The 14,721-nt window shown below is 53.9% G+C and carries 11 protein-coding genes; 2 read left to right on the top strand and 9 right to left on the bottom strand.

The features are described 5' to 3' along the window. Window positions 1-119: 119 nt before the first annotated feature. Both J2I46_RS07320 and J2I46_RS07315 read right to left on the bottom strand, forming a co-directional pair. Window positions 120-2,528, bottom strand: coding sequence for an ABC transporter permease (locus J2I46_RS07320; protein WP_207328357.1), 2,409 nt, complete (start codon window positions 2,526-2,528; stop codon window positions 120-122). A gap of 304 nt (window positions 2,529-2,832) precedes the next feature. Further along, window positions 2,833-3,231, bottom strand: coding sequence for a winged helix-turn-helix transcriptional regulator (locus tag J2I46_RS07315; RefSeq protein WP_207328356.1), 399 nt, complete (start codon window positions 3,229-3,231; stop codon window positions 2,833-2,835). Between the two features lie 154 nt (window positions 3,232-3,385). Between J2I46_RS07315 and J2I46_RS07310 the strand changes: the two genes are divergently transcribed. Next, window positions 3,386-3,754: a DoxX family protein gene (locus tag J2I46_RS07310; protein WP_207328355.1), complete on the top strand. Its 369-nt coding sequence runs from the start codon at window positions 3,386-3,388 to the stop codon at window positions 3,752-3,754. 52 nt (window positions 3,755-3,806) lie between these two features. On the opposite strand, the gene J2I46_RS07305 is transcribed toward J2I46_RS07310, so the two are convergent. The 4 genes from J2I46_RS07305 to J2I46_RS07290 all read right to left on the bottom strand — a co-directional run bounded on the left by J2I46_RS07305 (window position 3,807) and on the right by J2I46_RS07290 (window position 8,882). After that, complete coding sequence (locus J2I46_RS07305) at window positions 3,807-5,222, bottom strand: M56 family metallopeptidase (protein WP_207328354.1); 1,416 nt, start codon at window positions 5,220-5,222, stop codon at window positions 3,807-3,809. After that, on the bottom strand, window positions 5,219-5,590 hold the full coding sequence (locus J2I46_RS07300; RefSeq protein ID WP_207328353.1) for a BlaI/MecI/CopY family transcriptional regulator: 372 nt from the start codon (window positions 5,588-5,590) through the stop codon (window positions 5,219-5,221). Before J2I46_RS07300 ends, J2I46_RS07305 begins: the two co-directional genes overlap by 4 nt. Before the next feature lie 125 nt (window positions 5,591-5,715). Then, window positions 5,716-8,088: an ABC transporter permease gene (locus tag J2I46_RS07295; protein ID WP_207328352.1), complete on the bottom strand. Its 2,373-nt coding sequence runs from the start codon at window positions 8,086-8,088 to the stop codon at window positions 5,716-5,718. 116 nt (window positions 8,089-8,204) lie between these two features. Then, complete coding sequence (locus tag J2I46_RS07290; RefSeq protein WP_207328351.1) at window positions 8,205-8,882, bottom strand: ABC transporter ATP-binding protein; 678 nt, start codon at window positions 8,880-8,882, stop codon at window positions 8,205-8,207. Window positions 8,883-8,982: 100 nt separating this feature from the next. On the opposite strand from J2I46_RS07290, the gene J2I46_RS07285 reads away from it, so the two are divergent. Continuing rightward, window positions 8,983-9,345, top strand: a complete 363-nt coding sequence (locus J2I46_RS07285; protein ID WP_207328350.1) for a four helix bundle protein — start codon at window positions 8,983-8,985, stop codon at window positions 9,343-9,345. Window positions 9,346-9,470: 125 nt separating this feature from the next. Here the strand turns inward: J2I46_RS07285 and J2I46_RS07280 are convergent, their stop codons facing one another. The 3 genes from J2I46_RS07280 to J2I46_RS07270 form a co-directional block, all read right to left on the bottom strand. After that, window positions 9,471-10,718 carry an efflux RND transporter periplasmic adaptor subunit gene (locus tag J2I46_RS07280; RefSeq protein WP_207328349.1) on the bottom strand — a complete coding sequence of 416 codons (1,248 nt, stop codon included), beginning with the start codon at window positions 10,716-10,718 and terminating at the stop codon, window positions 9,471-9,473. Between the two features lie 266 nt (window positions 10,719-10,984). Continuing rightward, complete coding sequence (locus J2I46_RS07275; protein WP_207328348.1) at window positions 10,985-12,070, bottom strand: complex I subunit 1/NuoH family protein; 1,086 nt, start codon at window positions 12,068-12,070, stop codon at window positions 10,985-10,987. 67 nt (window positions 12,071-12,137) lie between these two features. Then, complete coding sequence (locus J2I46_RS07270) at window positions 12,138-14,645, bottom strand: MG2 domain-containing protein (RefSeq protein ID WP_207328347.1); 2,508 nt, start codon at window positions 14,643-14,645, stop codon at window positions 12,138-12,140. Window positions 14,646-14,721 lie beyond the last annotated feature (76 nt).

Here is a 14,721-nt window from a genome sequence, read left to right as displayed (position 1 = left end):
GAATGAGAGATCGTGGCGTTCCTATCAAAGGCGCTTGGCACTACGGCTAAGAACGCCAAGATCCTTCCTGTCGTCGGGATGACAAAAAACCCATCGGCGGACCAACATCCGAAATCCTGTTACTCACTCCGTAAGCTCGTTACGGGATTGACCAGAGCGGCTTTTACCACTTGCAGGCTGATCACGATAGCCGTTACCAGGGCTAACCCCGCCCCTACCAGCACGAATGGCGACAGCGTAACCGGCATATGATAAGCGTAGTCGGCCAGCCAGTTCGACACCAGCCAGTAGGTCAGCGGCCAGGCGATCAGGTTGGCCAGCACCATCGTCCAGGCGTATTCGCGCAGGAACAGGCCGATAATACCAGATACCGACGCCCCCAGTACCTTCCGGATACCGACCTCTTTGGTCCGGCGCGCCACGCTCAGCGATACCAGCCCTACTACGCCCAGCAGCACAATCAGCAGGGCCAGTCCGGTGGCTACGTAGGCCGCTTTTTCCAGTTGCAATTCAGTCTGATACAGTTTCTGGAGCGTTTCGTCCATAAAGGCATAGTCGAACGGCGCGTCGGGGAAAAGCTCGCGCCAGGTACGTTCCAGACCAGCGATGGTTTCCTTCGGATTACCGGGAGCCAGCCGGAATGAGAAGAACCGGTAAATGGCAGCGGCCTGTACCTGGCCAAACGCCATAGGCTGAATAGCCTTGTGCATGGTCCCTACGTGAAAATCCCGTACCACTCCCCGAATGTGGTAGGTAAGCGGAATACCCTGAAAACGAACTGATTGATTTAGGGCCGCTTCGGGTGTTTTATAACCCAGGGCCTTGCTCGCCGCCTCGTTGATCACCACACTGGTTGAGTCGTAGATTCCCTGCCCGGCGTGAAAAAACCGACCACTTTGCAACCTAATCTGGTACGCTTGGGCATACTGCTCGTCGGTGGTCATCATGCTCACGTTCACCGCCTGCGTCGAATCCTGTCCCTGCCGAAATAGCTGTCCGGCATTACCTACATTACCGTTGGGAATCTCGTACGATAGACTAGCCGACTGCACGCCGGGCAACCGGGCAAACTGATCGCGAACAGCCTCCATCCGATTTACGCCCTCTTTCGACCAGGTACGTGGCAGCGACGAAACCGTTAGTACTGCCTCTTTTTTGAAGCCTAAATCGGTGTTGAAAAACCAGGCGATCTGCCGCGATACGAGCACCGCGCCCACAAACACAAAGACGGCAATGGCAAACTGAACCGTGACCAGCCCCCGCCGAAACCAAAGCCCTTCGCGCACCGACCGGGCTTTCCCTTTCAGCGAATCGACCGACGAGTAGGCCGATAAATAGAGAGCCGGGTATGTGCCGGCCAGTGTGCCAACCACCAGAATCAGGAGGATCAGCACCCAGCCGTAGGTCATCAGCAACGGTCCCAACGGCGGAAGCGGCTTGCCAACGATTTCGCTGAACACCGACTGAAACAGCGCGTATAAACCAATTGATAAAACAGTAGCCACCGTTGTCAGCGCCAACGCTTCGATCAGGAATTGCGCCGTTAGTTGACGACGGAGGCTACCCAGCACTTTCCGGACGCCAATTTCGCGCAGCCGCGTGGCCGACGTACCCAGCGACAGGTTCACGAAGTTGACCACCGCCATGAGCAGAATAAACAGCCCTACTGCCCCCAGCGTGACCATCATGTTGCGGATCAGCCCGTTGTTACTCTGCAGATAGTAACTGGGCAAGGGTGTGACGTAGGCGGTCAGGCTTTTCTGCACATCGGGCGGGGTATTCTTCGTCAGTAGCTGGGCGAGTGGGGTTGCAAGCGCCTCCGGGCCTACTCCCAGTTGTAGCTCTACGTACGTAACGATGTACGGATTTTGCCAGGAGAACACATCATTGCCGAAGAAATCGACGCCCCTCATCGACATAAACACCTCGTTGTTTTCGCTCAGCAAATGCGATACGGAGTTGTCGGGCAAGGGTTTTAGCACGCCCGTCACCAGAAACTGCTGCTTGCCGCTGCGTGGCGTTTCGATGGTCAGTGACTCGTTGAGTACGTCGGTTTTTCCGAAGAGCTTTATCGCTTTAGCCGCCGTAATCACGACCGAATTAGGGCCGGTCAGTGCCGTACGCGGATCACCGTGGAGCATCGGGAAGCCGAACATCGTCAGCATGGTTGAATCGCCGATCTGGATCGACTCCCGGAAGTGGTTTGTACCTTTTGAGATCGTGGCGCTGACGCCGTAGAAGCGGTAGAAATTGGCCACCAACGTCGGGTATTCGGCTTTTAATGCCGGGCCAATGGGAGCGAATGACGTAATGTCCATTCCCCGGTTTTCTTCCGTCCATCGGCTTTGCACCAGACACTGCTGGTTGGCGTTGCGAAGGGTTCTATTCACCTGAAACTCACCCCAGATATAGGCCCCGATCAGCAAGGCAAACGTGACGCCCACGGCCAATCCGACAATGTTTAGCAGTGAATAGAATGTGCGGCGCAGCAGGTTCCGCCAGGCAATTTTGAGGTAGTTCTGAAGCATTGTATACGTACCTGAGTTGAGCCACCAAGGTACGTATCGATCTAACAGACAGTCCGTTAATAATTGTTAAGCCGCGCCAATGGCCGCGCTAGAGGGATGGTTGATTTGTTCATTGATATGGTGTGTCGCTTTCTCGCGTCCCTTCGACTAGGCGTCCCCGACAGGCTCAGGGTGACACTCTCACTCAAGATCATCATTCACATACTGGATGTGTCGTATCACCCTGAGCCTGTCGGGGACGCCTAGTCGAAGGGACGCGAGAAAGCAATACACTACAACACATTGTTCATGTTGCCGCAGCGTATCAAACCGTTTTATGCTGACCAATGATCCGTTCGCGGTGCTGGATACCCCAGTTGCGCAGGGCTTCGATGACGGTGTTGAGCGACTGGCTGTATTCAGTGAGTTCATACTCGATGGTGACGGGTGTGGTGGCGTACACATTGCGCACCACAAACTCGTTCATTTCCAGCTCTTTCAACTCTTTGCTGAGCACCTTCGCTGTAATGCCGGCGATCTGTCGTTGAAGCTCCTTGAACCGCCTGGGTTGGCCGGTTAGTGTAATAATGATTGGCAATTTCCATTTGCCCGACAGCACATACAGGGCATCCTGAACGCCGCGCAGGCTTTCGGTGCACTCGACGGCTGAGTGGTTTATGCTACTGTTCGTGACCGAAATAGGTCCTTGATTCCCCGTGCTCATAGATTAAAGGTAGGTTGCCAGTACGAACAGACCATGTGGTATCCTGAACGATACTGGTATCCTTTGGGATACTGCTAACAAAAAGATAGCGGGTTTAGGTACGTTTGTCCTGTTCGTTCACCGCAGTCAGCTACTGCACAAAACCTTCCTACGTATGAGTCCGAAAGTCTACCGAATCGTCACCATCATTTTCACCGTATTGGCCGCCGGTATGGCTCTCATGAGTGGTGTTTTCAAATTTACCCAGTCGCCGCAAGTGATGGAAACGCTGGCCAAAGTGGGCGTTGAGAAGCAAGTATTGTTTTTGGGTGCCATGGAAGTCGGCTTCGCGCTACTCTTCCTCTATCCCAAAACCATGAAACTGGGCTTCATTCTGCTATCCTGCTACTTCGCGGGTGCCATCGCCACCGAACTATCGCACGGGATGCCATTAAATGCAGTAACGCCCATCGTACTGGTCTGGATCGCCACGTACCTGCGCGATAAAACGGCGTTCCTATCCGACAAGACAACGATTGCGTAGCGGTTGTTGACGTTAGTAATGCTTCGCGCCCCGTAGCGCGAAGCAACTTAACTTACTTAGCCTCCTCAGCTTGCCGCCTTTCCATCTGTTCTTTCGTCAGCAGAAGCAATCTAGGATTGGCCTGTAAGTCTCTCGCAAACGCATTCGCTGCTTTGTCTGTCAGCAGGTCGACCTGATAATGAAACCTATCGGGCCGCCGAGCATGTTTGTAGAGCCGCCGGATGTTATAGGTCACAATATCAGTAGCCTGTAAGGTGGTTTGGTCGAAATGACGTACCCGTTTTCCATCGACCCAGATGCTGTATTGCTTCGCGTTTTTCAGTGCGTTAAACTCTTCCTCATTAAAGGTGCCGGGTAGTTGACCTTCCAGATAAATTACCCGTGTTTTCTGTTCGGGCGTGAGGTCTTTAAACTTTATTTTTTGCTCAGGTTGTAACTCGCGACTAGTCGCATTTACCACTACATCGCCAAACCGGATTTCGATTTCCGCCACGCTGAGCAGCGGACGCGGGGTACGGGGTGTAGTCTCTGATTTCAGCGGAAAGATCGACGGTTGTGCGGGAGCTGCACCAGTCAATAGGATCATCAGGAAACCGAAGAAAAGCGCAGTGCTACAGCCAGTTAGCCAAATTCGAATGAATGAAGTTTGTTTGGTCATCATGAGCAGGCGTTGTTTAGTGATATTAAAAGTCAGCGTGCTGGTCAGCGATAGGTTAGGGAGTGTATCAGCCAGCTTGCTCAGCAACAGGTGCTGGTAATGGGGTACGTTCAGGTACGTTTCGTTCACGGCTTCGTCGGCCAGAAATTCGTGGTTGCGCTGCATAGCCCCCTTCAGCCAGAAGAGTAGCGGATTGAACCAACCCAAACACAGCACGATTTCCACCAGCAGCACATCCAGCGAATGACGCTGCCGGATGTGAGCCAATTCGTGCTCGAATAACTCGTCTTCAATCGTGCCCCGCCTGTAGGCTTCGTCCGAGACGAAGAGGTAATGCAGAAACGTATAAGGCAATCCGGTACCGGGTAGCTTCACCAGCGTAGCCCCGTAATACGGCTCAGTCGGGTTGACCCGGATCTGGCGAATCAGCACGAATAGGTTCCGGCCAAACCGCGCCAGCATCAGGGCGGTGACGACAGCGTAAAGCCATACCCAGAAAGGGGTTTCTGCCGGCACTGTCGGTTCAGGTACGTTCCCGTTTGCCGGTGTAGATAGTTTGCCGATGGCAATCGCTTCCGAACGTACCTTTTCGACAGACAACTGATTTTCAACCACTTGTGCTGTTGGCAGAACCGTTGTAAAGCTGGCAGGTAGCTGAACAGACACCAACGGCCCTACCAATGCGAGCAACAACGTACCCAGTAAGTAGGCCCGTTTCAGTCGGTGCATCGGCTGATTTTCCAGACAAAGCCGATACGTACCCAGCAGCACCAACAGGCATAGGCTCGATTCGATCAGGTACGTTGTCATGGCTTCTTCCGGTCTATCTGCTCATCGATAATCTTTCTGAGTTCAGCCAGTTCATCGGCCGAGAGGTTGGTTTCGGTGGTGAAAAAGGAGGCAAACTGCGCCGCCGAATTATTGAAAAACTGCTTGATCAGGCCGTTGACGTGCTTTGCAAAATAAGCCTGACTGCTCACCAGCGGATAGTACTCCCGCGAATTACCCCGCTCCCGATAGCCAACGAACCCTTTATCGGCCATGCGTTTAAGCAACGTCGCCACGGTAGTCGCGGCGGGTTTAGGATCTTCGTACGCATCAATGAGATCTTTCATGTAGGCCTGTTCGCGACTCCATAGGTGTTGCATCAGGGTTTCTTCGGCGGCAGACAGCTTCATTCTATACCTGTAGTTTATTCTCTACAAATGTAGAACAGAAAAACATAAAAGCAACTGCATATAAAAAAACCTATAAGGTCTTCGGAGCCCTTATAGGTTTGATAGGAAATGTATGTGAGTATCGATTACTCGCTGCGCAGGCTCTCTACCGGATTCATCAGCGCAGCCTTGATGCTTTGGAAGCTGACCGTCAGCAAGGCGATGCCTACTGCCAATGCACCGGCCAGCGCGATCATCCACCACTGAATATCGATTCGGTAGATAAAGCCCTGAAGCCAGCTACTCATAGCCCACCAGGCAATGGGCGCTGCTACCAGAATACCTAAGGCCACCAGCGTCAGGAAATCTTTACTTAGCAACCCAACCAGGCTTGGCACACTAGCACCCAGCACTTTCCGAACGCCAATTTCTTTGGTACGCTGTTCGGCCGTGTAGGCAGCCAGCCCGAACAGACCGAGGCAGCAGATCACAATGGCTACACCCGCAAAGAAGATGAACAGGGTACCGGTGCGTTGTTCATCACGATACAGGCGGTCGTAGTTCTCGTCCAGAAAGCTATACTCAAACGGGTACTGCGGGTTGTATTTCTTCCAAAGGCGTTCAACGGCGGCGATAGCCTGCGACGTATTTTGGCCGCTGGTGCGTACATACACCGTTCCGTTCCAGTTGGGATGGCTCATCAGCACGGTGGGCGCTACCTTGTTACGCGCCGATTCGAACACAAAATCCTTCACCACACCAATAATCCGGCAGTCGGTGCCGTGGAAATTGAACCGTTTGCCAATTGGATTGGTAATGCCTGACTCACGAATGGCGGTTTCGTTCAAAATCAGGTTCGTCGAGTCGGCCGGAGTACCGGTAAAGTTCTGACCATCAACCAGTTTCATACCCATATCAGGAATAAAATTGGCGCTGACGCTTAGCTGGTTGACCATGAATGTTCGGCCCGGCGTTTTGCCATCCCATTCAGTATCGCTGGTCGACCCCATGCCGTTGGTCAGCTCAACGGTGGCGGTGGCAATGTGCTGAATGCTGCTCTCGCCTGCCAGTTCGCGTTTAAACTGCTCCGTTTTACTGTCGGCGTAGAAGGTGAACGTATGATCTTTGTTAAAGCCCAGGTCTCGCTCGCGCATGTATCGAAGCTGATTACCGATCACCAGTGTACTGATGATCAAACCCGTCGCCAGCGCAAACTGCGTAACAACCAGCACCTGCCGTAACCTCGCCTGACCACCCATTGCACCCCGGCCACGCAACGATTTAAGCGGGTCGAAACGGGCAATGACCAGTGCCGGATACACACCCGCCAGCAGCAGCGTGACCAGCAACGTACCCAGCAGCAGCATCCATACCTGCGGATCGAGCAGCGACAAGCCGCTCGTTTTGTTCGTCATGTTGCGGTAAAACGGGGTCAGCAGTTGAATGAGGCCGATAGCCAGCACCAGAGCCAGCCCAAGTGTCAGCAGCGACTCCATCAACAGTTGACTTATCAGTTGCCCGGTTTCGGCACCAACCACCTTCCGAACGCCTACTTCCCGCGCCCGGCGGGTTGCCCGCGCCGTGGTCAGGTTCACGTAGTTGATACAGCCGATACTGAGCAGGAAGAGGGCAATCAGACTCATCATACGTACCTGCTGCATACCGGGGTTTGTGCCGTCTGGTTCGTACAAATGGATGGTCGCGATTGGTTGTAACCGGTAATCGCTCAGGCTGCCATCTCCATCGCTCCGCCTGGCCGCCGCCTGAATAGTGGTCAAGGTTTTACCAATCGTGGCGGGATCAACGCCGGGGGCTAATTTTACGTAGGTTGAGAACGAGAAGTTTCCCCAGTCATCGTCCATGCGTTTCCACTGTCCGTTGCCGCCGAAGAGCCTTTTCCGCAACGACATTGGGAAAATGATCTTCTTCTGAAATGTGCTATAGTCGGGCAGGTTAGCCAGCACTGCCCCCACTGTAAACACCCGGTTCGAATCGAGTACAGTGATGGTTTTCCCCACGGCGTTGGGCGTTCCGAAGAATTTCTCGGCGATCTCTTCCGTCAGCACCACTGAGTTGGTGGTCGGAAATGGCTGCTTTGCCTGACCATAACGTACCTGAAAACCGCCCAGCACGTCGAGGAAATTTTCGTCGGCATAGACCAGGTCTTCCGACTTCTCGGAAAAAGTCTTGCCATCGATCAGGAACGTTTTGAAATCGTACAGACCGGCCACCCGCGTAACGCCTTCAATACCAGGCACGTTCTTGCTGGCCGCTACGGCAATAGGGGCTGGTGCTGACCGCCAGAACTGCTCATCAGCCCCGGTACCATGCCGCGAATTGACCCGGTAGATCCGGTCGGCCTCGGGGTGAAATTTGTCGTAGCGTAGTTCGTCGTTCACCCACCAGAGCAGCAGGACACTCACGGCCAGCACAACCGCCAAACCACCTACATTAAGCACTGAATACCAGCCACCTGCTTTCAAATTTCGCCAGGCTAGTTTGAGTGAGTTGGAGAGCATGGGAAGAGGGGGAGGAAAGGGAGGAGGGGAGGAAAGGGAGGAGGGGGAGAAAGGGAGGAAGGGGAGGAAAGGGAGGGTACTCTTTTCCCCTCCTCCCTTTCCTCCCTTTTCTAACCTCAGACGCGGATGTTTTCGGTTACTACTTTTCCGTCGAACAGGTTCACGGTCCGGTGGGCAAAGCCGGCGTCGTAGGGCGAGTGAGTCACCATGATGATGGTGGTGCCTTCGTCGTTCAGTTCGCCCAGCAGCTTCATCACTTCCTCGCCGTTTTTCGAGTCGAGGTTACCCGTCGGTTCATCGGCCAGGATCAGCTTGGGTTTGGCTACCACCGCGCGGGCAATGGCCGTACGCTGCTGCTGACCACCCGAGAGTTGCTGCGGGAAGTGGTTGCGCCGGTGCATGATGTTCATGCGGTTCAACGCTTCTTCAACGCGGACTTTGCGCTCGTCGGGCGGTGTTTTCAGGTACAGCAGGGGCAGTTCTACGTTTTCGTATACCGTTAGTTCGTCGATCAGGTTGAAGCTCTGGAAGACAAAGCCGATGCTACCCTTGCGGAGTTGAGCCCGCTGCCGTTCGGTCATCTTGGCTACTTCAGTACCGTAGAAATTGTATTCGCCGTCGCTGGGGTTGTCGAGCAGACCCAGGATATTGAGCAGCGTGGATTTGCCGCAGCCCGACGGCCCCATGATGGCTACGAACTCACCGTCTTTCACCTCCATGTTGATCCCGTTCAGGGCGGTGGTTTCGACCTCTTCCGTAGCGAAGAGCTTTTGTAAATTGATGGTTTGGATCATAAAATGAGGGAGAAAAAAGGAGTAGAGGGAGGAAAAGGACGAGGGGGACGAAAGGGATTTTTGGTAGTTTTAGCCTCACCCACCTGAACTCTTGAGATTTATGGCAAAAGTTGAAAAGTTTGAAGACCTGCTAGTGTGGCAAAAAGGACTTTCTCAAGCGATTGACTTATATAAATTACTGGCAAACTCGACTGATTTCGGTCTTCGTGACCAAATTCGCCGCTCGGCAGTTTCTGTACCTTCCAATGTAGCAGAAGGCTTTGAACGCCACACAAACAAAGAATTTATTCGTTACCTGCGCATCACCAAAGGGTCGAATGGTGAACTGCGAACACAAATTCATATTGCTATTGGTATCGGGCTTATTACAGAAGAATCTGGTAACGAGCTACTATCAAAGAGTCACATTATATCATCGATGTTGCAGAATTTAATTAGAACAAGGGAAGAAAAGTTTACATAAGGGAAGAGGGGGATTAAAGGGACGAAGAGGATTCAAAGGAATAATTAAAATCAAGACGCTTGATTAGATACTTACGCGTAAGCTCCCTCTCGTCCCTTTAGTCCCCCTGCTCCCTTTCCTCCTCCTCAAAATTCCAACACCTCATTATCGCCAAAATTCTCGTAGCTCGAGGTGATGACCTGTTCGCCGGGTTGCAGGCCTTCGAGTACTTCGTAGAACTCAGGATTTTTTCGGCCTAGCGTGATGTTTCGTTTGGTAGCGCGTTTGCCCGAATTGTCGAGTACATACACCCAGTTACCGCCTGTATCCGAGAAGAACCCACCCACAGGGAGCAGCGTAGCCTTGGCCGCTTTGCCCAACTCCAGCCGGATCGGCGACGACTGGCCGCGTTTGATGCCCGCTGGTGCGCCTTTCGGGAAGGTCATATCTACCTCGAACCGCCCGTTGCGAACCTCCGGATATACCCGGCTGATGCTCAGCGGAAACTCCTGCCCGTTGAACTCAAATGACCCGTTCAGGCCCGCAAATACGCGGCTGATGTAGTGTTCATCAACGCCTACCCGCATCTTGAATCCGTTGAGGTCATCGATCTGGCCGATGTTCTGCCCCCGGTTGATGTTACTCCCCACTTCCACATCGATGCTCGACAGCTGGCCCGACACCGGTGCTTTTACCACCAGGTTGCTCAGCGTTTCCTGCCAGAGGGCCACATTGCGCTGGGTACGTGCCAGGGTACCTTCCAGCTGCTGAATTTGCAGCTTCGAGTTCTCTTCCTGATATTTCTGCGATTCGGCTTCGATCTCGCGCTGCTTGGCCAGCCGGTCATACGCACGTTTGGCTTTCAGGTAATCTTCTTCTGATACGACCTTGTCTTTAATCAGCTTAGCCTGCCGGTCGTATGTATCTTTTGCCTGATCGAGTTGGGCGTCGAGGTCGGCCAGGTTTTTCCGCAGCGCGAAACGCTCTACGCGAAGCCGTTGCCGGGTATTCTGCAGGTCATTCACCAGTCGGTTCGCTTCCGTTTCTGATTGCAGAAAGCTTAACTTCAAACCCTGGTTTTCCAGTTTCAGGAGCACCTGCCCTTTGGCCACCTGTACCCCGCCATCAACCAGTTTCTGCGTAACGTACCCCCCTTCAATGGCATCTAACCGAATGGTTTTCAACGGTTGCACAACCCCTGTTACCACAATAAATTCTTCGAAAGGACCAATAGAGACGGGCGAAACGGTGATTTTTTCGCGTTCAACATTCAGTTTTGAGCGTTTGTCGGCGAAGAAAGAAACATAAGCGATAAGACCGACAATCAGCAGGCCACCGGCCGATAAGAGCAGTTTTTGTTGGGTCCAGAAACGTTTGGGTAAGGCGCGATCCATGAGTCAATGCGGTTAAGTACTTGGCGACGGTCAGGCAACCATCAAAACTAGCTAACTGGTTATCCTAAGCCAATTGACGTGCCAAAGTACATGAAACATTGATAGTCAGCCCATTTCGCCCTTTTACCTGAGTAATCCTGTCCGGTATCGGACAAGCGTCGTCCAGATGTGGACTTTTTAAGTCTTCAGTCCTCTGTCTTCTGTTGCGCTGCTACTCAGCACGTACTGTGGTGTAGCAGCGCAACAGAAGACAGAGGACTGAAGACTTAAATCATCAGCAACCGCCAGATGGCGGAGATCAGGAAAAGGGCCAGGCTGATGGGTGTAAGCACTTTCCAGCAGAGGTACATCATCTGGTCGAGGCGAATCCGGGGAAGCGTCCAACGTACCCACATCTGGCCCAGTACTGCCAGCAGCGCTTTGCTGATGAGCCAGAAAGCGCCGGTGATGTTACCCCAGGCGGTGCCGGGCTCGCCACTTGTCCAGTCGGCCAGACGCACGGGACCGAGATTTGGTAGCGGCGTGTTCCAGCTGCCCAGGAATAGAATAGCGCCAAGGAATGACACCAGCAGCATCATGGCGTATTCAGACAGGAACAGCAATGCCCAGCGCATGCCCGAGTATTCGGTCTGAAAACCCGACACGATTTCCGACTCACCTTCGGGTAAATCGAACGGGGCGCGGTTAGATTCGGCCAGGGTGCAGATAAAGAAAATGACGTAAGCAATCAGCAGGAACGGATTACGCAGGATATTCCAGGCGAAAATGCCCCCCCATTCCGTTACGTCGATTCCCAGTGCCCGGATGCCGAACAGGTAGTTTGTCTGCGACGTGTAAATGCCTTGCTGAAAACTAAGCTCCTGGAGGTTCAGCGTCTGCCCGATCATGACAGCACACAGGATAGTAAGGCCCAGCGGAATTTCGTAGGAAACGATCTGCGCTACCGACCGGATGGCCCCGAACAGCGAGTATTTATTGTTCGATGCCCAGCCCGCCATCAGAATGCCAACTACCTCAAATGAGAGTACGGCCATGAGGTAAAAAACGCCTACCGCCGCGCCGGAGCCCTGCAAATCAGGCGTCAGTGGCAATACGGCATAAGCCGCAAACACCGACGCGAAGATGACCGCCGGGGCCAGCAAAAACAGCCGCCGATCAGCTGCGCGGGGTACAATATCCTCTTTCTGAAGTAGTTTCAGCAAATCGGCGAAGAGTTGCAGCAGGCCCCACTTGCCCACTTCCATCGGCCCGAGCCGGTCCTGAATAAAGGCCGACACTTTCCGTTCGGAATATACGCCCACCACCACAAAACCGGTAGCAAGCAGAAGGCAGATAGGAAGAGCGAGTAGCAAAGGACAGGTACGTTAACGAAGACGAGTTGACCTGGCAAAGGTAAGCGTTGCAGCGCTGGTTTGCTTGTTACTCCACCTTCATTGTCGTCTCGGCGTAGCCGGTTTGGCCAGTTATTGTGGCTCCTTCGAGTACGAAACGGAGGGTGGTTTTGGCATCGGAGGTGAAGAAAGACGTAGTGGCCTTACCGGTGGCGTCGGTGCGAAGTTGGGGTGCCCACCAGAGCGTGGCCCGGAAATCGGGACGGACGCGCTCGTCGGGTGTGGCGGCATCGAAACGGGGGGCGTAGAACTCACGGCGGGGGGCGTAACCAACCACTTTTTCGATCAGCACACCGGGTGCAGCGACCTTGGAGAAATCCTGTTTGGCAGCGCCACCGCGTTTGGTAATGATGTTGATGACGCTGCTGGCCCCCATAATCGATGCGCCCGCCCCTTTCAACACGTCAATGTTGGCTACCGTCTGGGGCGCGATATTGGCAATTGCCTGAATGTCGGTCCGCATCCCGTCGAGCATAAATAACGGCGCGCTATTACGTACAGAGACTGACGGTGTTGGGCCGCCGCCGTTTACCTGTACGCCAGGCAAGCGTCGGAGCAGGTCGAAGATGGAGGATTGCCCCGACGCCATCATGTCATCGACAACCAGCGTGTTATCGGGCGTGCCGTACATCGACCGCTGTTGCGCATACGGATCGGCTTTCTTGGCTTTAACGGTGACCGTCTGCAACTGAATTTCCTTGTTCATGTTGATCTGGCGCTCAATATCCAGATACGATTTCTGCCGTTTCAGGAGTTCGGCCAGTTGTTCGTAGTCTAAATCCAGCGGCGCAAAAGGCGGGCGGATCAGACGTACTTGAGGCGAATAAAGCTTATCAAGCACCACATTGAAATTACGGCTGGTTCCGCGCGATGCCTGAATGAATACCGTATTCGTGTCGATCAGCTTCATACCATGCAGGAAGAAGCGGCCCTGCTCGTCGGCCGTTACCATTCCTGTTTCACGGCTGCTATCTTTCTGGCTCTTCATCACCAGCAATTCGGCACCGGGCGCTGGCACCCGCGAGGTAGCCATAAATACGGTTCCGCTCAGGGTTAAGCTGGTATCAACAAAGAAACGCATTGGCGGGTACGTGCTGGCCATCACCTTATCCCAGGTAAAGCGCCGCCAGCCCTGCGTCATCATCAACAGATCGAGTTTATTCAGTCGATCGGTGTTTTTCGGATCGAAATAATAACCGGGCTGCTCAATATGCCCCGCCAGATCGGAGGTCAGCAGCAGATACGACATCAACGAGCGACCGTTGGGCCGGACGGCAGGCTGCTGCTTGCTATCCGTTACAGCCAGCGACAGGTTAGCCGCCACAGGAGCCCCCGCCGCATTGGTGGCCGTCACCGTTACATCGACGCGCTGACGAACACCCACGCTGGCCTTCGCCGTTTTCACCGTCAGGTTGATCACATCGTTACGATCTGAATAAGCAAGGCGCTCGCTAACGGGTTTTCCCCGTTCGTCGAACAGCGTAATGTGTACAATGCCTTGCGGGCATTTATTGCGGGGAATCGACACCAAAAATCGGGGGCGATTGGTTGGTGCTTTGGCCGCATACACCAGCGACCCGTTTACCTGCGCCACGATCGACAACATCGGTTGCGGGCTGGCCGGTGCGGTTGATGAGGCTGAACCGGGTGCACTGGCCGTGGTAGCCGCATCGGCCGAAACGGGCAGATTGTGCATTACAAACACGCGGATATTCTCTTTGTTGCTCAGGTTATCGACTTGCAGGATATAACCGGTTGATTGCGGAGCCGGTAACGGAAACGCCGTGTAAGCGTCGCCATCTTTCATCTTTACATAAGCCGTATAGGTCTGTCCTGCCTCAGGCGTTATCGGAAAGGCCCCCATACCCAGGTGCTGACTCACGAAGCCCGCCACGGTGTCTTTTTTGGTATTCAGCACGTACCCGGTCACATCGATTCCGATTCCGCCCGAACTGATCGCTTTATATGCCATTCGGCTAGGTAAGCCTGCCACCCAGTGACCACTCTCGGGCAGAAACTGCACGTCGATGGCGGTTGAAGGCGACCCCAGCCGTGGAGCAGGCGGAGCACTGGGCTTCACAACGTCGATCGTCTGGTTAAAATACCACTCTTCCGAGAAGTTACGCATCCAGCTGGTGTACGCCCGTAGGGTATAGCGGCCAGTCGACAGGGTATCGGGGAGGGGCAGGTAGCCGTCGCCATAACCGCCTTTTGAGCGAATGCGGGTATCGAGCACGATCTTACGGCCGGTTGGGCTGACCAGGTCGATCCAGACGGAGCCGCTCGTTGAGTCGGCCGCCCGGTTTTCGCCGTAGAACAGGTAGCTTTTCAGCCAGATTGTTTCGCCGGGCAGGTACGCCGCCCGGTCGGTATGCAGGTATACTTTCTCGTACGGAAACTGACCGGTGTAGCGGGTGAAGCTATCTAGTATTCGGGTAAGCGGGTCATCATCGGCAAAACGAAGCGCAGTGAGTGCCACAACGGCTACCACGATCAGATAACTAAAACGGATATAACGGTGGGCAACAGCGCGCATACGAAACAGCTTCCGGACAGATTAATTGAGGCAACAAAAATAGGTTAATTCGGGCAACCGGCTACGGCTGCGATTC

Origin of the sequence: Fibrella forsythiae (assembly GCF_017353175.1) — a bacterium.
GTDB lineage: Bacteria > Bacteroidota > Bacteroidia > Cytophagales > Spirosomataceae > Fibrella > Fibrella forsythiae.
This window is presented reverse-complemented; position numbering and strand designations above follow the sequence as displayed.